Below are 24,664 nucleotides of genomic sequence, written 5' to 3'. Positions count from 1 at the left end.
CTCAGGTGAGATAATGTTTTTCCAATCTTTAGATAATCTTATGTGTCGGAGCCAAGTAAAAACAAGATAGAGACTTATGGCAAAAAATAAGACCGCATACGTTTGTAATGAGTGTGGACAAGACTTTCCCCGCTGGCAAGGTCAATGTAGCGCATGTAACGAGTGGAATACGATTACCGAAGTACGTTTAGGCAGCTCAAGCGCGAAGCGTACTCATCAATTTTCTGGCTATGCAGGGCAAACCAGTAATCACGTACAAACCTTAGATCAAATTGACTTGTCTGAGCTGCCGCGTATTGCCAGTAGCTTTGGCGAGTTCGACAGAGTGCTTGGTGGTGGTATTGTGCCAGGCAGCGCGATTTTAATTGGTGGTCATCCTGGCGCCGGTAAAAGTACCTTGCTACTGCAAACCCTGTGTCAGTTATCCGAGTCGATGAATGCACTGTACGTAACGGGTGAGGAGTCACTGCAACAGGTCGCCATGCGCGCTCACCGATTAGGACTGCCAACACAAAAACTTCGCATGCTCTCTGAGACTTCGGTAGAAGCTATTTGCGATATTGCCTTAAATGAAAAGCCAAAAATTATGGTGGTGGACTCGATTCAGGTAATGCATATGGCTGATATTCAGTCTTCACCTGGCAGTGTGTCTCAGGTGCGGGAGTCGGCGTCGTATTTAACGCGCTTTGCTAAGCAGCAGGGCATTGCGGTGATTATGGTGGGCCATGTTACTAAAGATGGTAGCTTAGCTGGTCCTAAAGTGTTGGAGCACTGTATTGACTGCTCGGTGATGTTTGAAGGCGATAGTGATAGTCGCTATCGCACCTTACGCTCACATAAAAACCGTTTTGGTGCGATCAACGAGCTAGGTGTATTTGCCATGACCGAGCGTGGTTTAAAAGAAGTGGCGAATCCGTCGGCAATTTTTTTGTCTCGCGAGGAGGCAAGCTCTGGCTCATTGGTGATGGTTGTGTGGGAAGGCACGCGCCCTTTGTTGGTGGAATTGCAGGTACTTGTGGATAATTCCGCCATGGCGAACCCGCGCCGGGTTGCAGTTGGTATGGATGCTAACCGCTTAGCGATGTTGCTTGCGGTTATGCATCGTCACGGTGGCTTGCAAATGTCAGATCAAGACGTATTCGTCAACGTGGTCGGCGGCGTTAAAGTCAGCGAAACCAGTGCGGACTTAACCTTGTTGTTAGCTATGGTTTCAAGCTTTCGTGGTGAGATTATGTCACCTGAGCTAGTGGTATTTGGTGAGGTGGGGTTGTCTGGCGAGATTAGGCCTGTGCCGAATGGGCAGGAGCGTTTGATTGAGGCGGCTAAGCATGGCTTTAAACGTGCGATTGTCCCTAAAGCGAATATGCCAAAAAAAGCGCCAGAGGGCATGGAAGTGATAGGTGTGACTAAATTAGCTCAAGCATTAGAAGCGTTATAAATTATGCTCGCGAGATAATGTAGAGCGGAATACAGTCAATGCAAAAAAGCGCTCAAAAGAGCGCTTTGGGGTATGAATCGCTCCAACCAATATAGGGAGCATGCTATCGCACTCGTTATTCGTTGTCTTTTAACTCGGCTAGTAGCTCAATTTCACGATTAAGTAGCTCGGCATCCCCGACATTGAGTTCAATGATCCGGCGCAAGTGACTAATGCTTTCTACATCAATGTGATGGCACTTTAATCCTAAATATTCAGGAGTTTTATGGATTAAAGTGGTCTCCATATGCAACTCAACGTCCGAGTCTGGCAAAATAAATTCTAGCTTGAATCCTGTATTTACCTGACCAGTAAAATTATCAGGGCGTTTTACCAGTGCGCCGTTTAAACTCAAATCAAGGATTTTAGTGCGCCAAGATTGATCCGTCTGGATAATGTAGGCACTGGCTGCAAATAGGGTTCGTGAAAACTTACGTCGCTCATCCATGGTTACGTCCTTAAGAGTAAAAGGAGTTTATAAGTATCATACGTCAAAATCAGTCCTTATGTACCTCTGAGGAGTAGATTTGTTTTGGTAGCTCTATCACAAACTTAGCACCTTTTTCTGGCTCAGTAATAAGGTCAACTTTGCCTTTTAGCACCTGATTAACCAAATTAAATAAAATGTTCATCCCAAGGCCGCTACCGCCTTTACCTCGCTTGGTGGTAAAGAAAGGGGTGAATATTTGCTGTTTTACTGATTCCGTCATGCCATGGCCATCATCTTGGTAGGTCATTGTGAGCCCATCTTGGTGCTCCACAAACGTTAGTGACAAATTACCTGATTCGCCCTGCTTAAAACCATGGATAATAGAGTTGTTTATTAAATTACTGATGATTTGATAGAAGGCGCCAGGGTGACTGTGAAGCACAATATCTTCAGGGCACTCGTAATGATAACTGTGTGGCGTACGTGACAGTAATGGTTTAAGTGAAACAAAAATTTCATCGAGATAATGTTTAAGGTTGAAGTCGCGCAAGTCTTCATGGGATTGATCTACCGATACCTTCTTAAAGCTTTGGATTAATGTTGATGCGCGGTTAAGGTTAGACAGCACCAGCTTAGTACAGTCTGCCACTTCGTCTTGATAAGCTTGGAAGTCTTCATGGGATACCTCTCCAGCATCATATTTGCGGTTAAACTCGTCAACGCTATCTGCAAGGTGCGATATCGCGGTCACGCTGATCCCAATAGGTGTATTTATTTCATGAGTAATACTGGCCACTAGGCCGCCAAGCGTTGCCATTTTTTCTTTGTCGATGAGTTCGTCACGCGTGAGCTGAAGCTCTTCTGTTCGTGCTTTAACTCTATCCTCTAGCTCAATGTTGAGCGCTTTTAGCTGTGCCTCGGTTTCTTTCAAGGTTTGAATGTTCTTGATTGTGCCTGTTATGCGCTTGGGTCTGCCTTGTTCATCTCGCTCAACAACTTTGCCGCGGTTAAGTACCCAAATCCAAGAACCATCAAGTCCTAAACCACGATAGGTCAACTCAAAATCTTGTTTGCCAAGTTTAAGGCACTTTTCAATATCGGATTGAACCTCAAGTAAATCATCTGGGTGCACGACAGTGTTTAGAGTGTGCGCTAAATTTTTTTCAACCTCGGGGTAGGTTAAGAATACATTGGAACGTATTGCTTTCTTTGCGGCTAAATCCCAGTCCCAAAACTCATCTCCGCTGCCCCATAATGAAAGTTGCAGTCGCTGTTCACTTTTAGCGACTTTTTCCATCATTTCAACCTTGGTTCGAAACTTCTTTAGCTGCATTGAAACGAGTAACCACACAATTACTGTTGCAGCTAAAAGATAGAGTAGATAAGCCCACCAGGTTTGCCATGGTGCAGGAGCGATATAAATATCTAAGGTTCTGGTAGGGCTATATTGTTGGTTGATGTTACGAGCTCTAACTTGAAATTGATACTGCCCTGGCGCGAGCCCGGTAAAATGTGCCCTGTAACTATTTTGGTCACTAAACCATTGGTTATGTAGACCTTGCATTCGATACTCATAGCTGATTTGACTCGCGTGATGCAGGTGCACACTATGGAATTTAAATGCAAACAGGGCATCTTTATGACTGAGGTTAAGCATTTTTGCATAACCAATATAGCCTGCTTGTGAGAAGCGATTATTCGGGCCTAATTGCTGTACTTTGCTGAGCAATAGAAACTCGTCAATAACCGGTGTTTTTGGCGCGCGAATAGGCGGTAATGCAGATACTAGTATATGGTTGAATCCGTTAATGCCGCCTAAATAAACGCGATTATCACTATCTACAAAACCTGCGCCAAAGTTAAATTCGTTCGCCTGCAGTCCGTCGATATCGGTATAGTTTTTGTAGGAATTTTCTTTGGGATTATAGACAGATAAACCGTTCGAGGTGCCAATCCAAAGCTGATCAATATTGTCTTTCAACATGAGGTAGGCAACATTGTCGATTAAGCCTGAGTCTTTATTTAATAGTTGTACCTGTTTGCTATTCGGGTCGAAAGCAAAAACGCCATCGCTGGAGGAAATCCATAGCTTTTCGTCAATGATATAAGCTTTAAATAGGTGCTTGCTGGGGAACTGTGGCAGTGTTTGCGGCGAATATTCGGTCATTTTACCTTGGGGCGTCATCTGAATAAGGCCGCCGCCATAGGTTAAAACCCAGTAGTTGTTTGCATCGTCCTGAAGAACGTTTGTCACCTCGTTGATTGGCAATCCATAACTATCATCGCTACTTGCAGCCCAGGTTCGAAATCCATTTTCTTGCCCCAAGAATAGGCTTAAACCGCCATCTTTAGTCGTCACCCAGGCTTGTTGCTGATTATCAAAATACAGGCTGTAGAGGTAGTCACTAGCTATGGTTTTTGGGTCGCTGGCGTTGTGGCGATACTGCTTGATATGGGCATTGTGACTGTCATACAGGTATAGGCCTTCACCTCGGGTACCTATCCAATACGTCCCTTCGGCGTCTTGTTTAATGAAACTAATAAAGCTGTAAGGATTAAAATCAGGATGTTCAAAGCGGCTAAACCCAGTGATTTGTTTGTCTGCAGACTCATCTGCTAAATACAAACCTTGAGCAGTGCCTATCCATAGCTGATTACTGCTGTCTCGATAGATGCTACGTATGTCGGTATCAAGCAGGTTATGGTTGTCAAAGCTGTATTGATTGATAGTGTTAAAAACCAAGCCATTGAGGTAGGTCTTGCTTAAACCATCGCCTTTGCTGCCTATCCACAATTGGTTTTCTTCGTCAAGCCAGAGTTTGGTCATTGCCGTGCTGCGCAGGCTAGTGATATTGCCCGGCTCGTATTTGAGGTGTTTAAATTCACTTCTGTCCTGACTAAGCCATCCTAGGCCTGCATTTGCAAATGCGATCCATAAATTATTTTGTCTGTCTTGCTGTAGATCACTTATTGCAAAGCCCGTTAGGCTTGCTGGTAACACATCTTGTTTAAGCTCAACTAATGGGTTGCTGTATTGATCTTCAAGTAGTGATACACAAATTAGCGCATCTTGCTCATTGGCGACCCATAACCTGTGGTCTTCTCCCTGAGTGATAGCGTGAATCGGTTGATTTAAGGCAGGGTGTTGAAAACCATGAAATCGCTTGGCATGACTATCAAATAGCTGCAGCCCATTTTCGTGCGCTACCCACACCCGTTTTAAATCGTCAAAGTAGATGTGGGAGATATTCTCACCACTTAAATTGGCTTGATTAAGTTTATATTGGCTAGTGACATTGAGAGATTTAGGGTCAAAGATAAAAATCCCTTGGTCACTACCGAACCAGATGTTTCCTTCATTGTCTTCGCTAATAGCTTGTATACCAGTTTGTGGCAGATCAGTGACATCTTTAAAATGCTCAAAGGCATCGTTTTTGTGGTCATAGCGATTAATACCATCGCTTAAGGTACTCAGCCAGAGTCGTCCGCTCTTACTGTAGTAAAGGTGGCTTATGTGGTTGGCTGATGGGCCCGAGTTGCCATTTTTTAAATAGACTTTGATTTCAGCGCCATTGTAACGATTTAGCCCTGCTTGCGTCGCGACCCACAAATAGCCACTTTGATCTGTAACTAGATCGTTGACTGTATTCATCGATAAACCGTGCTCAGCTGCTAGGGTTTCAAACTGTATAGATGCGGCAACTTGACCACTCAAAGCAAGAGTGGCCAACAAGGTTAAACAAAGTTGGCTGAGGGAGTTTACAAGCGCTTTCAAGCACAATTCCTATTTCAGTAAAAGGTATTAACGATACTGAAATAAGTGTAGGTGGAATTTGAATAATTGCGAGAAAATCAATGAAATACAAAAGGAGCACCGAAGTGCTCCTTTTAAGGTTTTAGGCTCTGCGCAAAGCCGCTTGTTAGGTCAGGTTTTATACCAATAGGTGACCCATTAGGGCAATCACAGGTAGGGTGACCAGAGTACGTAGGATAAATACCATAAATAACTCGAAGAAGTTAACCGGGATCTTACTACCAATCAGTAGCGCACCCACTTCACTCATATAAATCAGCTGAGTGACTGATAGCGCAGCAATCACAAAGCGAGTGAGATCTGACTCAATTGAGCTTGCAAGAATTGACGGAATGAACATATCCGCAAACCCCACCACAATCGTTTGCGAGGCAGCACTTGCTTCAGGGATTTGCAATAGCTCTAGCAGCGGAATAAATGGCATGCCTAGGTAGGTAAAGATTGGCGTATGTTCAGCTAGAATCAATGCAACTGTACCAATCGCCATGACAACAGGGATAACGCCAAAGACCATATCAATGGCATTCTTCGAACCTTCAGATAAAAGTTGTTTCACGCCGCCCGCTTTCTCTGCGCGTTTTAGCGCTAGACCAAAGCCCCAACTAAAAATTCCATGTTCGGTAGGAATGCTTTCGCTATCTTGTTTGGCTTCACTACCATCGATGTATTCATCTTTCTTCCAAGACAGAGGTGGCAGCTTAGGTACTATGATCGCAGCAATAATACCGGCTAAACAGACAGTTATGTAAAAAGGTACGAATAAGTGCTCAAGCTTAACTTGTGAAATTACTACCAGACTAAAGGTAATGGATACCGCCGAGAAAGAGGTACCGATTACAGCAGCTTCTCTTTGAGTGTAGAAGTTTGTTTCGTATTGCTTATTGGTCATCAAAATACCAACACTGCCATCGCCTAACCATGAAGCCATACAGTTAACCGCACTACGACCCGGAAGATTAAATACCGGGCGCATGATTTTGGTTAGCAAAGTGCCAAAAAACTCTAGCAAGCCAAAGTTGAGCAGTAGTGGGAGTAACATACCTGCAAAGATAAATACTGAGAAGAGTGTTGGGATCAAGTCGTTTAGTACAAATCCACCTGTTGCCCCCGAAATGATTGGTTCAGGGCCAATCTGAAATTGTGCCATCACAATGAAAATAGCACCGAAAACACGTACTACGCTCCAAAATGGCGATACGTTAAGTAAGGTATTGAGAAAGTGGCTTTGAGTGACTTGTTTCGGTTGGCTGACTTTCACAACTATAGTGACTAAAGCCATTAACACGACAATGCCAGTTGCAATGGCTGGAATGATATCGCCAAAGTAGGCTTGCACACCTTTTGACAATACTGCAATTGGAATCGTGATTGCATCGTTATGACTAATCGGTGTCATAAATAATAACAGACCTATGATTGATGGGATCAAAAAGGTCAGTATGGTTTTTAAACTGTGTTGTTGTTTTTGTGTGGTCACTTTATTTGGCCTTTGTTCTTAAGTGCAACTGAGGTTGCGTTTAGCTTGCCGTCGCAGTTAGGTAGGAGTTCCTTCCCATAAGGGCGCAAGATTACTCTCAATATAGTTTGAAGTAAAATGATTAGTGGTTTGAATATTTATTTGCTTAAAGTGATTAGTTATTTTGCTGTCTGGTTCACATATTAAAATATATAACAATCAATGTGTTAAATAAATGTTTACCACTGGTTTGTGGGTGTTTTGTTTGGTGTGAGATGTATGTTACTTGGTGGGGCGTTATTTTTTTGTTTTGAGCATGTCAGTTCCAGTTGCCACATCATGGAACTTAGAATGAAATTAATAACGAGTATAGCCAGTAGTATAATTACTGAACGAAAAACTGATTAACTTTACGTGAAAGCAAGAGGCAGCCCCATTTTTTTTTGTTCAACTTGAGTTAAGCTAGAGTTGTTAAAAAATAAAAGCATACTGATGACACAACAAAAAAGAATTTCAAATCTAGCATTTCGCTTCGGTGCCCTAGGGATATTTGGGATTGCACTAGGATGGGCTATTGCCATTTTGATTGAGGTCGACAGTCTGTTGCATATCCCTGAGTTTATGGCGCGCACCAGTTTAAGCGAGCTGGGTACCTACTCAAAATCGCCTGCAGCGGTTTTTTTAAATGGTGGATTATTTTTTGGTAGTTTAAGTGTTGCTCTAAGCTGTTTACTGGCATTGCAATTATCAAAAGGCGTCGCTCACGGCGTCTTTTGGTTTGCTTTAGCTTTGCAGTTTATCACGTTAGCCGCTACGGGTTTGTTCCCTATGAATGTGCACCACCTGCATATGAATGCGGTATTTGCTTATCTTTGTTCAGGCGTTTTATTAGCGGTGAGTTTATTGAGTGTTAGCAAATACTTATCGCCGAAGCTGATGTGGTTAGCTAGAGTTATTGCGTTTTGGGTGGTTGTTGCCCATGTCGCTTTATTGGTTATCCCACAATACATTGAAATGTCGCAGTCAAAACCACTGCTTAATTACCTTATCGTTGTCGACCAAATCACGTCTATCTCACCAAAACCTGAGATTTGGTGGCAAGCCATGACTTACTGGAGTAGTTTGGCGTGTGTAGTTACTACAGCAATTATTAAACTAAATGCTGTGCGCAGCAGTTATCGCTAATCGCTGCGCACACAGTTATGTTGAAATATCCCTAGCTTGTTTGCGAAGTCATACCAGCTTGCCCAAACCAATAACCATTGCAATCTAATTGAGTGTTTTGATTTATGCCCAACTCATGGGATTGAAGCTCGTCAGCTTTTGAGATCGCCGGTGCTGCAAGCTGCTCAAATGCCTGTTCAGCAATGACAAGATCATCAATGCTTCTTGCTGATAAACGCCAATAGTCGATACCCATTTGCTTCATATCATCCAATTCAGATAACAAGTTGATGCACCTGGCTGATTGAGTTTGAATGCCATTGAGCCTTAGTAGTGGTTGATTGTCCTGAGTCTGAACCAACAGCCCTTTTGGGTGCTGCTGACAGATGGTTTGGCAGTTGTCTTTATTTAGATTGAAGTGCTTAGCGGTAAAGCATCTTGCTGAGTGCGCTAATGGGATATGACCAAAACCGAATACTTCTACTTCAAATGCAGGCTTGGGCGTCATCACGTTATCGAGCCAGGCTTTAGACAGTTCATAAGGCATGACAAAACGAGTCATACCCTGTTTATGTAATAGCTCAAGTGAGGCACGGTTGTAGTTGTTGATTGTCGGGCCGCAAACAAAGCCAAGCTTTGCCTGACTAGCTAGTTGAACCCCTGCCATATCATTGGCTTCAATTTGCCATTGGCCATTGTCGACGTAACGCTTAAGCTCAGTAAGCTCTGACTGGGCTTCAATGAGCGCCATGGTAGACAGAACAACATTTTTACCTGCATCGCTAAGTTGATGGGCAATGGCAAGATAGTCTTTAAACTTTAGCTCGCGGCGCCTGCTGCAGACGGTTTCACCTAGATAAACCGTGTCTACCTTGCTTTGAGCTACCTGATTGTAAAAGTGTTCAGTATCTGCTTTTGACCAGCAGTAATGAATTGGGGCTAGAGATATTTTCATTGTGTTACTCGCTACTGCCATTGGCGGGCATAGACCCCAAGTGTGGTGATTTGACCTTCAGATACCTTGGCAAGTGCCTGATCCCAGCTTGCTTGTGATACAAACTGCTCGGGTGAGCGCAGGTAGCTGTCAATGGCTTCACGCCATACTTTAGCTACTTGGGCAACATAGGCTGGGCTGCGTTGGCGTCCCTCAATTTTGAGAGAACGTATGCCAGCCTGAGCAAGCTCAGGAAGCAGGCTTAGGGTATTGAGGCTAGTAGGGGATTCGAGCAGGTGTTGTGGCTCATGTGTATGCTCGCTGAGATAGCGACCTTTACATACCACAGGGTAGCCAAGGTGCTGATCTTTACTTGAGCGCTCAATCAGCACTTCATTTAAACGAGTGAGTTTGTCGTCGCCATCATCTTGCCATCGTACATGCTGCGCTGGTGAGCATGAGCCGCCTGTATTGGGTGATTGTCCCGTCACATAAGAGGATAAGTGGCAGCGACCTTCCGCCATAATGCACAAGCTACCAAAAGCGAATACTTCCAAATCTACTGGACTCACTTTAGCGAGATCTTTTACCTGCTTCATCGACAGCACTCGCGGTAGTACAGCGCGCTCAATATTAAAGTTTTCTTTGTAGAACTGCAGCGCAGCTAAGTTGGTAGCGCTGGCCTGTACAGATAAGTGCAAAGGTAAATGTTTATGTTTGCTGGCGGCATAATCAAGCAAGGATAAATCTGCCACAATTAAAGCATCCAATCCAAGGTCGGCAGCGATATCTACCGCTTGATACCAGCGTGATTCTTCACCTGGTTTTGGGAAAGTATTAAGCGTGAGAAAGATTTTTTTATTCTGTTTTTTAGCGAGCACTATTGCTTTAGCGAGTTGCTGCTCGTTAAAGTTTAAACCAGCAAATGAGCGGGCATTGGTATCGTTTTTAAGTCCTAAATACACCGCATCGGCGCCGGCATTAAAGGCCGCTTTCATTGATGCTAGATTGCCTGCTGGGCAAAGTAATTCCATAGATATTGCTCTTGTTTTTATGCAGAAATGGAGTGTAAAAGTGAATGACTGTAAATGAATTGATTTAAAACAGGTTTCGCTTGATAAACTCACAGTAAAATGGCGCTTTTTGAATCTTCTAATCGCGGGAATCCAATGTCACAGGCTATCACTCAAAAAATCGCCAAAGATATTTTTACTTTTGCGCCAAAACTTAGCAGGCAAACTCTAGCTTTAGTGCCAGATAAGCTAAAACTCGACTTGTTGAGCCAGCTACTTAACTTGTTACTTGCAGAGCAAATTAAGCTGCAAGAACTCGATTTTTTACAGCATAAGTGGGTAGGGATTGTTGTTGATGATATCGGCTTATCGTTTGAGGTATCGATAGACAATAACAAGTTGCAGATAAGACCAATGGCTGACAGTGACGTGGTGTTTAGTGCCAACGTACCAGAGCTAGTGCTGGTGGCTGCAGGTAAAGAAGACCCAGATACCTTGTTTTTCCAGCGTAAGCTATTGATTGAAGGTGATACTGAGCTAGGGCTTGAGGTGAAGAATTTATTGTTAGGTATTGAGCTAGATACTATGCCAAAGCCTGTACAAATCGCCATTGAGAAGCTTGCGATTACCATCCAGACCTTGCAAGGTCAGCTTGATATTCACTAAGCTCTGAAGCCAATGGCCTAAAGGGGTTAGCACAAGGCTACGAGCTTGGAGTTCTATTAGCAAATTTCCAAGCTAAACCTAATAAAAAAGCGCTTAATGTTATTAGCATTAAGCGCTTTTTTAATCGATATTGCTCGGCTATATTTTGCCAGTAATAATGCCAAATTTAACCATCAGCTCATCTTGAGATTCTTGATGGTTTGGATCTGGGTCAATACAGTCGATAGGGCAAACCGACACACAGGTTGGCTTGTCGTAATGACCGACACATTCTGTGCATAGGTCTGGGTCTATCTCGTAGATCTCCTCACCCATAGTGATGGCCTGATTTGGGCACTCAGGCTCACACATATCACAGTTAATGCAGCTATCATCGATTAGCAGTGCCATATGCCTAACCTTACGCCTTTGCCGCTTGATGCGGATTACGAGTGTCCTGACCTTGAGGTAGGTTACGCATTAAGATGGCTTTATCTACATCCACTTCTGCTGGCACATCAAGGAACACAAAGTGACCAGAACCTAAACCCGCTTCAATTGACTCACCTTTGCGGTTGATAAGCTCTTTAATGGTTAGGTTGATGTTACCTTGCGGCGTCATCACTTCAACGCTGTCACCAACGCTAAACTTGTTTTTAACGTCGATTTCAGCAAGGCCCGCATCATTACGCTTACCTGTGAATTCACCAACAAACTGTTGGCTGTCGCTAATTGAGTAACCATAGTCGTAGTTTTGGTACTCATCATGGGTATGGCGGCGCAGGAATCCCTCGGTGTAACCGCGGTGCGCTAAACCTTCAAGGTTACGCATTAAGGTGCGGTCAAAGTCTTTGCCCGCAGCGGCATCTTCAATGGCTTGACGGTAAAGCTGCGCTGTACGTGCTACGTAGTAGAACGACTTAGTACGACCTTCAATTTTTAATGAATCCACGCCCATCTTGGTTAGGCGCTCAACGTGCTGAATTGCACGTAAGTCTTTTGAATTCATAATATAAGTGCCATGCTCATCTTCAAATGCTGGCATGTATTCACCAGGGCGACCTGGCTCTTGTAACAGCACAACTTCGTCAGATGGTTTGCCCGCACCTAATGTTGGGTTTTCAATTTGCACGCCGTGTTGGTCAACGATACCTTGTGGCTGTACGGCGATAATGTCGCCTTCAACGGTTTCTTTTGCTTCATGGACATCGTATTTCCAACGACAAGCATTGGTGCAAGTACCCTGATTAGGATCGCGCTTGTTGATGTAACCCGATAGCAGGCAGCGACCAGAGTACGCCATGCATAGGGCGCCGTGAACAAACACTTCTAGTTCGATGTCAGGGCAGCGTTGGCGAATTTCTTCAATTTCATCAAGCGATAACTCGCGCGACAAAATCACGCGTTTAATACCTTGCTGTTCCCAGAATTTCACTGACGCCCAGTTAATCGCGTTTGCCTGTACCGACAAGTGTACGACTTGATCGGGGAAAGCTTCACGCACCATCATGATAAGGCCCGGATCAGACATGATCAGCGCATCTGGCTGCATATCTACCACTGGTTGCATGTCTTTAATGTAGGTTTTTAGCTTGGCGTTGTGAGGTGCAATATTGCTTACCACGTATAGCTTTTTGCCAAGGGAGTGGGCTTCTTTAATACCTGTTGCTAGGTTTTCCATTTTGAAGTCATTATTACGAACCCTAAGGCTATATCGAGGCTGACCTGCATAGACTGCATCTGCGCCGTACGCAAAAGCGTAACGCATGTTTTTAAGGGTGCCTGCAGGTGACAATAGCTCAGGTTTAAACATAACTTCTCTCAATTGGCCGCAAAATCGCGCAAAACGGGGGCGGAATTTTACTTAAGGATAGTATTAGATGCAAATATCAGCAGCGAATATTAGCGCTAGATAACCTTTGTATCACTTGTGGGTTACGACTTTAGTGCAGTTTTCTCGATACTTAAGTGCTAAATGGTTTAAATGTCACAGGCTTAGGGATATTTTTGTGGTTCAATTGCTGCTGAAAATAATCCACTTGGTATATAATCCTGTTTTCAAATTGTTAATCTTGGAAGCCGAATATGTCTACTGAGCACCAATTGTTGGTCGGATTATTAAAAAAATTGAAAGACGATGCCTTGGTGTTGCCAACATTGCCGGAAGTGGCGATGCGTGTGCAGGAAGTGGTTGCTAGTCCAAACTCAAGTTTGAAGCAGGTTGGCGATATTATTGGTCAAGATGCGGCAATCTCAGCGCGGATCATTAAAGTTGCTAACAGTGTGTTGTATTGCCGTGGTCCCAAAGCGGAAAACATTAGTGCTGCTGTTAACCGGATTGGCCTGGTGCAAATCAAGTCGATTACTACGTCAGTTGCGATGGAGCAGCTGTTTATCTCCACCAATGAAATGGTGTGGGAAGTGATGGACGAAGTTTGGAAAACCTCGATTGAAGTGACGGCTGCATCGTGTGCGTTACTGGAGCTTTATAACAAGCGTAACCCAACCAAGAAACTGGATAAAGAAACACTGACGTTGGCTGGGCTGGTTCATAACATCGGTGCGCTGCCAGTATTGTCTGAAGCAGAAGCTAATCCCCAGCATTTTAGTAGTATCGATCAGCTGCGCAGTCTCGTGCGTAAAATGCAGGGACCAATTGGCAGAGCCGTATTAAAGAGCTGGGATTTTGCTCCAGAAGTTACTGAGGTTGTAGAGCGCTGGGCTGACTTACACTATCTGCCAGAAACCGTGACTTATTTAGACTTCATTCGCAGTGCGGCATTCTATACTGGTGAGCTTCGCTCTGGTGGGCAGATGGAGGAACGGTTATCGATATTTGCCGAGCGTGGTTTGCCGGTTACACCCGATGAACTAGCCAGTGATGAGTTTTTAGATACGTATCACTCAATTAAGCAAAGTTACGAATAAGCGTTTACTTTTAATTTAGATATATCGAGTTAACGTGACAGTCAATCAAGCTCGTTAGGGGATTGGGCGTTAGCGACAAAGCCGAGGAGGGCACCAATATGTTTGACGCTATGATTGCACTCCTTGAGCAAAGTTTGCCATTGCTTTTAGCCTGCGTACTAAGTGTCATTGTTATCGCCTTTGTGTGGAACGCGTTTAAGCAGTTTCGTTTACTCAAATATTTAACCGAGAGTTTCGATACGCCTCATCAAGCTCTCGATTTGTCTACTGTTCCTCGCCTGTTAAAACCCCTCGTTGCCATCATTGAGCGCTATCATTTATCTGAGCAGGCGCAATCTGAGCGTGACAAGCTCACTAACCTTATTAATCGGGTTGGCATAAAGCGTATTTTGACGCAAAAGTTACCTTTAGCCAGTGGCTGCTTAATGCTGGTTGATATTCGTCAGTTTCGTTTTATCAACGACTTATGGGGTTTTAATGTTGGTGACCAGCTGCTTATTGCCTTTTCAAGGCGATTAAGCGAACTGCCGCAACAAGCTGATTATATTGCGCGCATGAATGGTAATGAGTTTTTATTGTACTTCGAGCACGGCCTAAGTCAGGGGCAAATCAGTGATACCTTGCGCCGCTTGGAGTTAGCTTACCAACTCGCTATTGAAGTCGATTTGGGTATTTCATCAAACGCAGACCAAACAGCTAAACCAGTGCAAAAAGTGGAGTTAACGCTGCAAGCTGGTGTGTTATCACTAAAACAACATGGTGCGGATATTAGTTTAACCTTGCGGCGTTTAGACCTGGCGCTTCAAAAAGCCAAGCGTAACAAGCTCAAGTTTGCGTTTTATGAACAAAACGAAGATAAGCGCCATCAACGTCAGCTTATACTTAGCAGTGGGCTTGCAAAGGCATTGGCTAATGACGAGTTATTTTTGGTTTTTCAACCCAAGTTAAATTGCCACCAAGGCTATATTGATCAAGTTGAAGCGCTTGTTCGCTGGCAGCATCCTGAGTTTGGGGTGATTTACCCAAACGAGTTTCTACACCTTGCTGAAAAGACTGGGCTCATGTCATCAATCAGCCTCTGGGTGATAAATCAGGTGGTTAAACAGCAGGCAGCCTGGCAGCAACTCGATATCAACTTAATGGTTGCGCTTAACTTATCCGCTACCGATATCACTAATACTCAGCTGGTGGATTCACTTGCCTTAAGTCTGCAAAAACATGGCGTCAGCGCTGATCGGATATCTATTGAAGTTACTGAAAGCGCGATGATGGCATCACTGTCATGTGCCATACGGGTATTGAATCAACTGCGTGAATTAGGCTTGAGCTTAGCCATTGATGATTTTGGTACTGGGCAATCTTCACTGGCATATTTGCGCCACTTACCAGTGAATGAAGTGAAACTCGACCGCGCATTTATGAGTGATATTGAATCTGACGATATCGCCAAGCAAATTGTCAAAACCACGGTGAAGCTAGCTCATCAATTACAATGCACCGTCACGGTTGAAGGTATTGAAACCCCATCCAGTCTTAACTATGTGCAAAGTCTCAATGTGGATTATGTGCAAGGCTTGCTTATCAGTGAGCCAATGGCTGCCGCGCAGATTGAAAAGCATCACTTGCTTACCAATTCATTTGCAGCCGAGCAGAGCAAATATCCATTTGTTAATCAACGCTCCGCTTGTTAATCAATAATCTTGTTAGTAAGTGCTCCGCTTGTTAATCAATAATCTTGTTAGTAAGTGCTCTGTTGGTTAGCTCTGTCGAAAATGTCTAAATTATCCGTTTGAACATCGCATTTGACTTTTACTTTGAATGTTAGCTGCCAAGCTTTGCTTGAGATTGTAAGTCAGTAATTAGCTCAACGGGCATGGCCTGTAGCTGGCGTTTCGTATTCATACACACCATTTCTATGGTTGCGGTCACCGCTGGCTTAGTGGCATTGGGGCGCCAGATCTCTTGCTTCCATACTGTGCGAAATTTGCTTTCAAAATAAAATTGCGTGCGCACATCAATTATGTCAGCAAACTCAACGCCATCATGGCATAGCATGTCGCTGCGATAGACGGCAAATCCTAGCCCTTGCTCGTTCCATAACTGATTTAATATATCGGCGCCGATCACGTGCTCACGGGCGCGCTCAAAGTATTTCAAAAAGTTTGGATGATAGACCACGCCTGAAAAGTCAGTGTCTTCATAATAGATTTGCACCGGGAAATGAAACACTTCACTTAATGAATTATCTAGCTGAGTTGTGGCAGTTGGTTTTTGCTGGGTCATGAAATGGTAAGTTAAATTTGTCGATGCCTGAGTTTAGCTAACATTGACCTTGGATGGTAGCGCGAGAAACTTGTCATTTGAGTTGCATACACTTGGCTAGCGCGTTATTTGCTTAAACAGCCATTAGCTAACCTGAACTCGGGATAATAAATTGGTTTCTAACGGCTATTTTTGTCTATTTCTGCGTTGAAGCTACTTGCAATAGACTAGCTATTGACGCGCAGCTTCGCCTTGAACTAAACAAAACTATCTCGCTAGAAACTAAATGTTAGATATAACTCAGGAATAGAGAGTCATTGACACTTCCTAATCCCGAGCTCTGGTTAGCTAGAAAGCGCCACTGGATTAAGCAGAGGAATAATTTTATCGACAGGCATTGGTGGATTAAATAGGTAGCCCTGAGCGCAGTGACATTGATATTGCAGTAACAGATTAAGCTGAGCTTGGGTTTCAACGCCTTCAGCAACTACATCAAGGTTTAGCTCGTTACCTAGGTTAATTATGTTTTTAAGTACTAGGTGGTTTTCTGGGCTTTGGAGCACCGCATCCATAAAGCCCTTATCAATTTTTAGGGTATCGATTGGGAATTGAGTTAAATAATTGAGAGACGAATAACCTTTACCAAAGTCATCTAGTGCTACGCGTACGCCAATAGCTTTTAAGCGGCTAAGTAGGGTTTTAGCCAACTCAACGTTTTCAATAAGAATAGATTCGGTTATTTCAAGCTCAAGCTTGTTTGGCGCAAAGCCGGTTTTCGCAAGTATCTGCTCAATATCTTCAACGATAGTGGCGTGATTTAATTGCACTGGTGAGATGTTAATCGATAAGTTGGTTTGCAGTAACCCAGCATCATCCCAAGCTTTACCTTGTATGCAAGCTTGCTCTAACACCCATAAACCAATCTCGATAATTTGTCCGCTTTGCTCGGCCTCTGGAATAAATTTGTCCGGCGCGATGAAACCATCTTCAGGGTGATGCCAGCGCAGTAAGCCTTCAAAACCAACGATGTGCTGGTGAGGTAAGCTCAGTTTCGGTTGATAGTAGAGTTTGAATTGTTGCTCGGTGATCGCATCGGCTAGTTTTTGTTTGATGGACAAACGCTCCATTAAGGCATCTGATAACGCTTGATTAAAGAAGTAAATGTCATTGCGACCTTGATTTTTAGCTGCATACATAGCGGTATCTGCATGCTTTAATAGCGTCTTACTATCTGCTCCATCTTCAGGGAAACGGGCAATTCCGATACTGGCAGAACTGTTAATCCAGTTGTCATTAATTAGGTACCCTGCGGCCATTGCTTCTTTTAAGCGCTGGGCTATCTTGATTAAATTCTCTTGTTCTAAAGGGCCGTTAATAATAATTGCAAATTCGTCACCACCGAGTCGTGCGAGCGTATCTTGCTGCTTGATGGTGTGCTTTAAACGTTTGCCCACTTGAATAATTAGCTCGTCACCAACATCGTGACCTAAGGTGTCGTTCACCTCTTTAAAGTGGTCCAGATCAATAAAGACAACTGCGCCAGACTGGGTTTCATTACTTAAAGTACGGTCCAGTGTTTGGTTAAAGAAGTATCGGTTTGCAAGGCCTGTCAAGGTATCGTAATTAGCTCGCATTTTTAGCTCATTGATCTGTCTAAAGCGGTTAACCACGTACAGGCAAGTCATAAGTACAATAATGCTTGCCAAAATAAACAGGGTGTACAGCCACCATGGTTGCTTAATCGTAAAGCTAAAGTTAGCTTGGTAGGGGCTCCAGATACCATCACTGTTACTGCCTTGCACTCTAAAGGTATACTTTCCTGGTGGCAGGTTAGTGTACATAGCTTGCGGGGTGCTTTGAGCATCAATCCAATCGTTGTCAAACCCCATTAATTGGTAGCGATATTGGTTGCGAGCCGGCTCGGTATAATCGAGTGCTGCAAAGGCAAATTGCACTACGTTCTGATCGTAGTCAAAGGTCAGTGGTGAGCCATCTTGGTTATTGACTTGATGGTAGTCGTTACCGGCGATAATCGCAGATGTGATGTGTACTTTAGGCTCAAACCTATTGTATGTGAGCTTGTTTATGTCGACTTGCAATACGCCGCGGTTGCTGCCAGCAATAAGATATTTTTCGGTAATGGTGAGAGCCGATTCTGAAAAATTCAGGTTACGCTCGTTGAATAAACTTGGGTAGTGAACAAAACGTTGCGTCTTAGGGTTAAACATCACAAGGTCTTGTTGACTGGTGAGCCACAGGCGTCCTTGCTTATCGCCAACAACAGCTTTCAATCGATTATCAGCCAGACCATGATCCTGATTAAAGTACTCTATGCTAAAGCCTGTTTCAGAGCTTTCATCAACGACGATTTTGGCGAGTCCTAACCCCAACGTCGCAGCCCAAATTGCACCATCTTGGCTTTGAAACAAGCCGCCAACACGAATGTTCTCTTGGGCTGAACCAAAGCTAATATGCTCAAAGCCTTCTTTACCAGGGGTGACGACAAATACGCCATTAGTGGTTGCCAGCCACAATTTACCATCTTGGGCTATTATGGTTTGAAAGCTGAAGTTACCGCCGAGTAAATATAGTGCGTTGATATCATCGAGGTAAGAATTAAGGATGTTGTTTTCTGGGTGAAAGTACAGTGCGCCCATCATATAGCCTGTTATCCACACTCCGCCTTTATTATCTGGCTCAGCAGTGTAGAACTCTCTTTCTGGAAAACCGTGTTTATTGTCTTCCGCCGAAGAATAGTGATCGACTTTATCACCCTTAATTCGAGTCAGGCCGTATGGGTGAGCAAGCCACAGATTGCCCAATTTATCAGTACGTACACCCCAAACTTCCGTTTTATTATCTTCAAAAAATTTTTTTAAGGGATCAAGTAGAGATATTTGCTCATCCAATAAAATTCTATCTAGTCCACCTTCAGTTGCGGCATACAGTATGTTTTCATTTTGTACTGCGAAACTAAATGCAGTACTGGCTGATAACTGTGTGTCTAACGGCCTCGGCTTATAAAATACTCCTGCGTCTCTCAGCGGACTGTAAAATGCAACGCCTTGATTAGTGGCGAACCAGGTGATACCAGCGTTGTCGATAAATATGTGATTGACGTATTTTGAAGGCAAGCTAGTCGGTTCAAACGGTATTGGTTCGATATGTTCGAACTCACCGGTGTCGATATTGAGCTTGATGGCGCCGCTATTGGTTGATAGCCAATATTCGCTGGCGTTTTTCTGAGTGATTGCTTCAATGGTATTATTCGGGATAAATCTACCTTGGATGCGGCTGCCGGTAGCAGAGTATTGATCAACTTTTCCTGTATCTGGGTCGAGTATAAGTAAACCTGAGTATTGAGTGCCAAACAGCAATTTACCATTTTCATGTTTTTGGGCAGTTAAAAAGTAATCGCCAAAAAACTGTGTTTGTTTTGGCGCTTCATAAGTGTCAAGGTAGTAGCTTGAGTCTTGCTCCTTGAATAGTACTAGCTCACTTTTGCCCGGCTTAAGAATAGCAAGACCTATGTCGGTTCCAGCCCATATAGCGCCGTTGTCATCCTCAACAATGCTGTAGATAGTGCTGTTATAGTAATTGGGTTGGTTATCTTCAGTTTGGTGTAAAAGCTTGAATGTTGTATAGCTTCCGTCTGGATTTGCTTTTGCTAGCCCTGCTCCTGTGCCAAGCCACATCTGCTTTTTTGAATCGATATATATGTCTGTTATCCAGCTAGATGGCAGGCCATTGTGTCCTTGGTAGTAAATTTCGATACTGCCATCAGGCAAAAGTTTGTTTAAGCCGTCTTCTGTCGCGAACCAAAGGTTACCTTGCTCATCTTCAACGATTTCATTGACGAAGTTATTGGATATATGACGTGGCTCGTCGGGCGAGAAGCGGTAGTGAACGAAATTGATGCCATCAAAACGGCTCACTCCACCGTCACTGGCAAACCACAAATAACCATTTTGTTGCTGGAAGATTTTATTGATTAGAGTCGACGGCAACCCCTCAGATACATTGATCTGCTCAAGGGAGTATTGCTTGGCTTGGGCTAGGTGAGTTAAGCCGCAAAATAAGCTGATGACAAATAAGCAAAAAGAAAGCTTTGTTTTAAACATCAATGCCTTGTCGATTAGTTACTGTTACTCAAATAATCAGCCTAATTCCTTGGCTATTTCGCGCCTATGAAGGTCACATTAAGGGCAGAATTGCGATGGTCATTGTGGCACATAATTTATTATGGGGAAATGTCACATTTTAAACATGCCGGCTATAAGCTGGATCAAATTGTATCGCCTTAATACTCTGTAGCTACGTAAGTATAAGGTTACCGAATTTGCTTTGCTGAAATCACAACCCAGTTATTATAATAGCCAATCTTACAAGCAACTGTTACCTAAGTGACGCTAGGCTCTATTTACTTATTTGTATTGATGGACGGACTATTATGTATGCCTATTGGAAAAGGTTGAAGTATTAGAGAAGGAATTGTGGGCAGATTGCGCGGTAGTGATCGCATTGGTCAATAAGAGACTTAGCAGTAAGCGTATTGACACTTATGACGCAAGTTTCACAGCCAATCGTGCGAACGCGTTTCAGTAATAGATCAAAATCACCATCGCCAGAAAGTAAGATTACTTTATCGACCCGAGGTGCAGCGTCTAGCACGTCTATGGTAATACCCACATCCCAGTCGCCTTTAGCACTGCCGTCACTGCGCTGAATATAAGGTTTAGTTTTAACGTTAAACCCCATGTATTTGAGTGCATCTTGAAACTTAGTTTGACCGTCATCTTGCGGGGCAATAGCAAAGGCGGTTGCTGAGACGATGTCATATTCATCATTAAGCTCTGCAATCAAGCGCCTGTAATTAAAGCTGCGGTTAAAGGCTTGCTTGCAGGTGTAGTAGATGTTCTGCACATCGACAAACACGGCGACTTTCTGTTTCAAGATCTCGTCCTTAACAATATTGGTTTGCTAGAATTTAGCTACTGTCTTGCTACTATCTCGCGATTTTGGCATGAGTATGGCGATTTCAATAAAAAAGCCAGCGTGAGTATTGCTGGCTTTGATAAGTCATTGAATTGAGCTGAACGAGTAACTACTTTTCTGTAGGCTCGTTAGTGAATTCAATCACCTGTTTTTTGGTCGACGGTTTCACACCCATAAAATACTCATAACCTTTTTCGGTAGTGACTTTTTTTGCGTCACCTTTTGGCATGCTGGTGTTGTCTGAAAATAGGGTGTACTTGGCTTTAGGTTTTGCTTTTTCTGCTTGTTTAGGCTGTTCAGGCAGACGTTCGACACTGTTTGCAACTTGTGGCTTGTCGAAGTTGTAGTTAAATACGCCATTACCTTCGATGTTCTCAACGCTCGACTTATCTTCCGATTGATAAGAAGCCAAAATACCATGTTTGCCTAGCGGAATTTCGTGGAACAGTTTTTTACCGGTTCCCACTTTGTTGCCATTGATGTACCAGTCGGCATCAACGTTACTTACTAGGGTGATCATGGCAGACTTTAACCCAAGCTCTTCATTGATGATGGCATCGATTTTCTTGTTGTATGATGGCTTGAACTTCATCGCTACTTTGTAGTTAAGCTCGCCATGCATGTTCATGTTGGCATCAAGCACTTCATAATCAAGCAATACTGATTTGTCGGTAAGAAAAGGTGACTCGTTGCGGGTATTGCTAAGAATGTAGCTTTTAGACTCTTTTAAACAGTCTGCAATAGATTGGAACTTACTACATTCAGTTGAGCCATTGATATTAACAGGTAGCTCACTGCTTGATTTAGATAAATCCGCTACTAAACGGTCAGTAATGTCTTTTTTTAGCTTGAACAGCTTTTGACTTTTCTCTGAGCGCTTTGCATTAATTGATTTGTATTCTGCTTGAATATCTTCACGCTCACCTTCCAGCGTTTGAGTGTCTAGTCGGGTTCGAGTTTCTAGTGAGTCGATGCCGTTAACTGTATCTTCAATTTGACGGTAAAAGGCTGGCATGTTGGCTTTGGCAAGAATTTTGTCTTGAAGTTGACCAACAAGTTCTTCATAGCGTGCTTTTTCAGACACTATCTTCTTTTTTAACTCTTCAATATCGTTGGCTTTTTTGTTGTGTCGAGAGAACTTGTCGTTAACAGAGATCAGTTGAGGGTCAATATTATATTGACGCTCAATATCTTTTAGGGTGTTTTTTTCTGAACTTGTTATGACTTCCAGTGCAGCATATGAGTTACTTGCATATAAGCATACTAGGGCAAGGGCAATTGAACCGTATCTCACTGATTTCTCCATTATTCTTCTTTATAGACTAGAACCATTAGCACTCAAAAACGCCATGAAAAATTCGGCTAAGGGCGAAATAATCCATTAAGAATTAATCATACTTAACTTGTTTTCGCTTTACAAACAGATTGTCATCGACTACCGCGTTTGGGTGACCGATTATTGATAAAGATCGAGTTATTAACTAACGATTGAGCTATAAAATAGAACGCTTGATTGGCGAGCAACGTTTTTTAGCTTTCTGTTGTTTGTATTTGCTATGTTCGCTTGTTGTTTATGTATTTTTTATGTGCTTTGGGAAACTTTTACAAAGCAAAACAGAGGTCATTTGACCTCTGCTTTTGTGTGGCATAGCTATTTTGCTACCGCCTTATTTGCTCATGCGCTTGTACTTCAAGCGATGCGGCTCAACTACATCTGCTCCATAAGTGTTCTTTAACCAGGTTGAGTACTCGGTGTAGTTACCTTCGTAGAAGTTAACCTGACCTTCGTCACGGTAGTCAAGAATATGGGTCGCAATACGGTCAAGGAACCAACGGTCATGCGAGATAACCATGGCGCAGCCTGGGAACTCAAGCAGCGCTTCTTCAAGTGCACGTAGTGTTTCTACGTCTAAATCGTTGGTTGGTTCATCGAGTAGCAATACGTTACCGCCAGCTTGTAGCAGTTTTGCTAGGTGAACGCGGTTACGCTCACCACCAGATAAGGTGCCAATGATTTTTTGCTGATCGCCGCCGCGGAAGTTAAAACGACCAACGTAAGCACGGCTTGGGATCTCTGTGTTGTTGATGCGCATAATATCCTGCCCATCAGAAATCTCTTGCCACACTGTTTTACTGTCGTCCATTGAGTCACGGAACTGCTCAACCGAAGCGATTTTAACTGACTCACCCACTTCAATAGAGCCACTATCTGGTTGCTCGTCACCTGAAATCATTCTAAACAAGGTTGATTTCCCCGCACCGTTAGCACCGATAATACCGACGATAGCACCTTTAGGTACGGTGAATGACAAGTCATCAATTAAGATGCGGTCGCCGTATGATTTAGTTAGGTTGTTAACTTCAATAACCTTATCACCTAGGCGCGGCCCTGGCGGAATGAATAGCTCGTTAGTCTCATTACGTTTTTGGTAGTCGTTAGTATTAAGCTCTTCAAATCGAGCCATACGCGCCTTACCTTTTGATTGACGACCTTTGCTACCTTGGCGTACCCACTCCAGTTCTTTGGCGATGGTTTTTTGCTTAGCGCTTTCGGTCGCCGCTTCTTGCTTAAGACGGTTATCTTTTTGCTCAAGCCAAGAAGAGTAGTTACCTTCCCATGGAATACCTTCACCACGGTCAAGCTCTAAAATCCAACCTGCCGCGTTATCAAGGAAGTATCTATCGTGGGTAATTGCCACAACAGTACCTGTGTACTCTTGTAAGAAGTGCTCTAACCAAGCGACAGACTCTGCATCCAAGTGGTTGGTCGGTTCATCAAGTAGTAGCATTTCTGGTTTTTCTAGTAGTAGACGACAAAGCGCTACGCGGCGGCGCTCACCACCTGAAAGTACCGCAATTTTCTCATCCCAATCTGGCAGACGTAGCGCATCAGCAGCGCGGTCTAACACCGCATCAAGGTTGTGTGCATCGGTTGCCTGAATAATGGCTTCGAGTTCGCCTTGCTCGCGAGCTAGCTCGTCAAAGTCTGCATCTGGCTCTGCGTATAAAGCGTAAACTTCATCTAAACGAGTTAGGGCGTTTTTGGCTTCAGCTACCGCTTCTTCAATGGCTTCACGCACGGTTTGTGATTCATCAAGCTTTGGCTCTTGCGGTAGGTAACCGATTTTTAGGCCAGGCATTGGGCGCGCTTCACCCTCAATTTCGGTATCTAAACCCGCCATGATTTTTAGAAGGGTTGATTTACCTGAGCCGTTTAGACCAAGAACACCAATTTTTGCTCCAGGGAAAAAGCTTAACGAAATATCTTTAAGAATTTGCTTTTTCGGAGGGACGATTTTGCCCACTCGCAGCATGCTATATACGAATTGCGCCATGAGGTTGTTATATCCTTTTTATCTAGATGGGCTAAGTTTACGCGATAAGTTCAACAACTCAATAATAAATCCCTTGGAAAGCGATGCGCTTATCGCTGTGGTTTCAATAGGCAATCAAGCATGAATCGTTTTGAATTTAAAACACAGTGAATTTCATGTTATTTGGGGTGTGATTCAGCTCACTTGCAGAGTAGAATACCGCGCAACCCTA

At 43.6% G+C, this 24,664-nt stretch carries 17 protein-coding genes; 5 read left to right on the top strand and 12 right to left on the bottom strand.

The annotated features are described in order from the left end of the window. Positions 1–76 precede the first annotated feature (76 nt). Positions 77–1,438 carry a DNA repair protein RadA gene (gene radA, locus EXU30_RS05355; RefSeq protein WP_130598162.1) on the top strand — a complete coding sequence of 454 codons (1,362 nt, stop codon included), beginning with the start codon at positions 77–79 and terminating at the stop codon, positions 1,436–1,438. Between the two features lie 115 nt (positions 1,439–1,553). Here the strand turns inward: radA and EXU30_RS05350 are convergent, their stop codons facing one another. From EXU30_RS05350 to EXU30_RS05340, 3 genes are all read right to left on the bottom strand, one after another. Beyond that, the gene (locus EXU30_RS05350) at positions 1,554–1,925 is read right to left on the bottom strand and encodes a PilZ domain-containing protein (RefSeq protein WP_130598161.1); all 372 of its coding nucleotides are present in this window, start codon (positions 1,923–1,925) and stop codon (positions 1,554–1,556) included. Between the two features lie 49 nt (positions 1,926–1,974). Continuing rightward, positions 1,975–5,682, bottom strand: coding sequence for a two-component regulator propeller domain-containing protein (locus tag EXU30_RS05345; RefSeq protein ID WP_130598160.1), 3,708 nt, complete (start codon positions 5,680–5,682; stop codon positions 1,975–1,977). A gap of 157 nt (positions 5,683–5,839) precedes the next feature. Next, a complete protein-coding gene (locus tag EXU30_RS05340; RefSeq protein ID WP_130603269.1) occupies positions 5,840–7,117 on the bottom strand; it encodes a YjiH family protein in 1,278 nt (425 codons plus the stop codon). A 552-nt stretch (positions 7,118–7,669) separates the two neighbouring features. Between EXU30_RS05340 and EXU30_RS05335 the strand changes: the two genes are divergently transcribed. Then, positions 7,670–8,362, top strand: coding sequence for a hypothetical protein (locus EXU30_RS05335; RefSeq protein ID WP_130598159.1), 693 nt, complete (start codon positions 7,670–7,672; stop codon positions 8,360–8,362). 31 nt (positions 8,363–8,393) lie between these two features. Here EXU30_RS05335 and EXU30_RS05330 read toward each other — a convergent pair whose 3' ends face one another. After that, the gene (locus tag EXU30_RS05330; protein ID WP_130598158.1) at positions 8,394–9,296 is read right to left on the bottom strand and encodes a U32 family peptidase; all 903 of its coding nucleotides are present in this window, start codon (positions 9,294–9,296) and stop codon (positions 8,394–8,396) included. A gap of 11 nt (positions 9,297–9,307) precedes the next feature. Next, on the bottom strand, positions 9,308–10,309 hold the full coding sequence (ubiU, locus tag EXU30_RS05325; protein WP_130598157.1) for a ubiquinone anaerobic biosynthesis protein UbiU: 1,002 nt from the start codon (positions 10,307–10,309) through the stop codon (positions 9,308–9,310). Between the two features lie 135 nt (positions 10,310–10,444). Between ubiU and ubiT the strand changes: the two genes are divergently transcribed. After that, the gene (gene ubiT / locus EXU30_RS05320) at positions 10,445–10,954 is read left to right on the top strand and encodes a ubiquinone anaerobic biosynthesis accessory factor UbiT (protein WP_130598156.1); all 510 of its coding nucleotides are present in this window, start codon (positions 10,445–10,447) and stop codon (positions 10,952–10,954) included. Between the two features lie 138 nt (positions 10,955–11,092). On the opposite strand, the gene EXU30_RS05315 is transcribed toward ubiT, so the two are convergent. Further along, on the bottom strand, positions 11,093–11,344 hold the full coding sequence (locus tag EXU30_RS05315) for a YfhL family 4Fe-4S dicluster ferredoxin (protein ID WP_130598155.1): 252 nt from the start codon (positions 11,342–11,344) through the stop codon (positions 11,093–11,095). Between the two features lie 10 nt (positions 11,345–11,354). After that, positions 11,355–12,746, bottom strand: coding sequence for a prephenate-dependent tRNA uridine(34) hydroxylase TrhP (gene trhP, locus EXU30_RS05310; RefSeq protein WP_130598154.1), 1,392 nt, complete (start codon positions 12,744–12,746; stop codon positions 11,355–11,357). 272 nt (positions 12,747–13,018) lie between these two features. Between trhP and EXU30_RS05305 the strand changes: the two genes are divergently transcribed. Continuing rightward, positions 13,019–13,861, top strand: coding sequence for an HDOD domain-containing protein (locus EXU30_RS05305; RefSeq protein WP_130598153.1), 843 nt, complete (start codon positions 13,019–13,021; stop codon positions 13,859–13,861). 98 nt (positions 13,862–13,959) lie between these two features. Further along, positions 13,960–15,552, top strand: a complete 1,593-nt coding sequence (locus tag EXU30_RS05300; protein WP_130598152.1) for a putative bifunctional diguanylate cyclase/phosphodiesterase — start codon at positions 13,960–13,962, stop codon at positions 15,550–15,552. 130 nt (positions 15,553–15,682) lie between these two features. Here EXU30_RS05300 and EXU30_RS05295 read toward each other — a convergent pair whose 3' ends face one another. The 5 genes from EXU30_RS05295 to ettA form a co-directional block, all read right to left on the bottom strand. Beyond that, positions 15,683–16,144 (bottom strand): thioesterase family protein, encoded by a 462-nt coding sequence (locus EXU30_RS05295; protein ID WP_242620327.1) that lies wholly within the window; start codon positions 16,142–16,144, stop codon positions 15,683–15,685. Positions 16,145–16,467: 323 nt separating this feature from the next. Then, positions 16,468–20,244: an EAL domain-containing protein gene (locus EXU30_RS05290; protein ID WP_130598151.1), complete on the bottom strand. Its 3,777-nt coding sequence runs from the start codon at positions 20,242–20,244 to the stop codon at positions 16,468–16,470. 358 nt (positions 20,245–20,602) lie between these two features. Then, positions 20,603–21,079 (bottom strand): LabA-like NYN domain-containing protein, encoded by a 477-nt coding sequence (locus tag EXU30_RS05285; RefSeq protein WP_130598150.1) that lies wholly within the window; start codon positions 21,077–21,079, stop codon positions 20,603–20,605. Between the two features lie 148 nt (positions 21,080–21,227). Then, complete coding sequence (locus EXU30_RS05280; protein ID WP_242620326.1) at positions 21,228–22,424, bottom strand: hypothetical protein; 1,197 nt, start codon at positions 22,422–22,424, stop codon at positions 21,228–21,230. 361 nt (positions 22,425–22,785) lie between these two features. Continuing rightward, complete coding sequence (gene ettA / locus EXU30_RS05275) at positions 22,786–24,453, bottom strand: energy-dependent translational throttle protein EttA (protein WP_130598149.1); 1,668 nt, start codon at positions 24,451–24,453, stop codon at positions 22,786–22,788. Positions 24,454–24,664 lie beyond the last annotated feature (211 nt).

Source organism: Shewanella maritima (genome assembly GCF_004295345.1).
Lineage (GTDB): Bacteria > Pseudomonadota > Gammaproteobacteria > Enterobacterales > Shewanellaceae > Shewanella > Shewanella maritima.
The sequence above is the reverse complement of the archived record's forward strand: the minus strand, read 5'-3'. Positions and strand labels throughout refer to the sequence as shown.

Bases quoted from the DNA above. Each gene is read 5' to 3' on its own strand.
- radA (WP_130598162.1), top strand. From the start codon at position 77: ATGGCAAAAAATAAGACCGCATACGTTTGTAATGAGTGTGGACAAGAC.
- EXU30_RS05350 (WP_130598161.1), bottom strand. From the start codon at position 1,925: ATGGATGAGCGACGTAAGTTTTCACGAACCCTATTTGCAGCCAGTGCC.
- EXU30_RS05340 (WP_130603269.1), bottom strand. From the start codon at position 7,117: ATGACACCGATTAGTCATAACGATGCAATCACGATTCCAATTGCAGTA.
- EXU30_RS05335 (WP_130598159.1), top strand. From the start codon at position 7,670: ATGACACAACAAAAAAGAATTTCAAATCTAGCATTTCGCTTCGGTGCC.
- EXU30_RS05330 (WP_130598158.1), bottom strand. From the start codon at position 9,296: ATGAAAATATCTCTAGCCCCAATTCATTACTGCTGGTCAAAAGCAGAT.
- ubiU (WP_130598157.1), bottom strand. From the start codon at position 10,309: ATGGAATTACTTTGCCCAGCAGGCAATCTAGCATCAATGAAAGCGGCC.
- ubiT (WP_130598156.1), top strand. From the start codon at position 10,445: ATGTCACAGGCTATCACTCAAAAAATCGCCAAAGATATTTTTACTTTT.
- EXU30_RS05315 (WP_130598155.1), bottom strand. From the start codon at position 11,344: ATGGCACTGCTAATCGATGATAGCTGCATTAACTGTGATATGTGTGAG.
- trhP (WP_130598154.1), bottom strand. From the start codon at position 12,746: ATGTTTAAACCTGAGCTATTGTCACCTGCAGGCACCCTTAAAAACATG.
- EXU30_RS05305 (WP_130598153.1), top strand. From the start codon at position 13,019: ATGTCTACTGAGCACCAATTGTTGGTCGGATTATTAAAAAAATTGAAA.
- EXU30_RS05300 (WP_130598152.1), top strand. From the start codon at position 13,960: ATGTTTGACGCTATGATTGCACTCCTTGAGCAAAGTTTGCCATTGCTT.
- EXU30_RS05295 (WP_242620327.1), bottom strand. From the start codon at position 16,144: ATGACCCAGCAAAAACCAACTGCCACAACTCAGCTAGATAATTCATTA.
- EXU30_RS05290 (WP_130598151.1), bottom strand. From the start codon at position 20,244: ATGTTTAAAACAAAGCTTTCTTTTTGCTTATTTGTCATCAGCTTATTT.
- EXU30_RS05280 (WP_242620326.1), bottom strand. From the start codon at position 22,424: ATGGAGAAATCAGTGAGATACGGTTCAATTGCCCTTGCCCTAGTATGC.
- ettA (WP_130598149.1), bottom strand. From the start codon at position 24,453: ATGGCGCAATTCGTATATAGCATGCTGCGAGTGGGCAAAATCGTCCCT.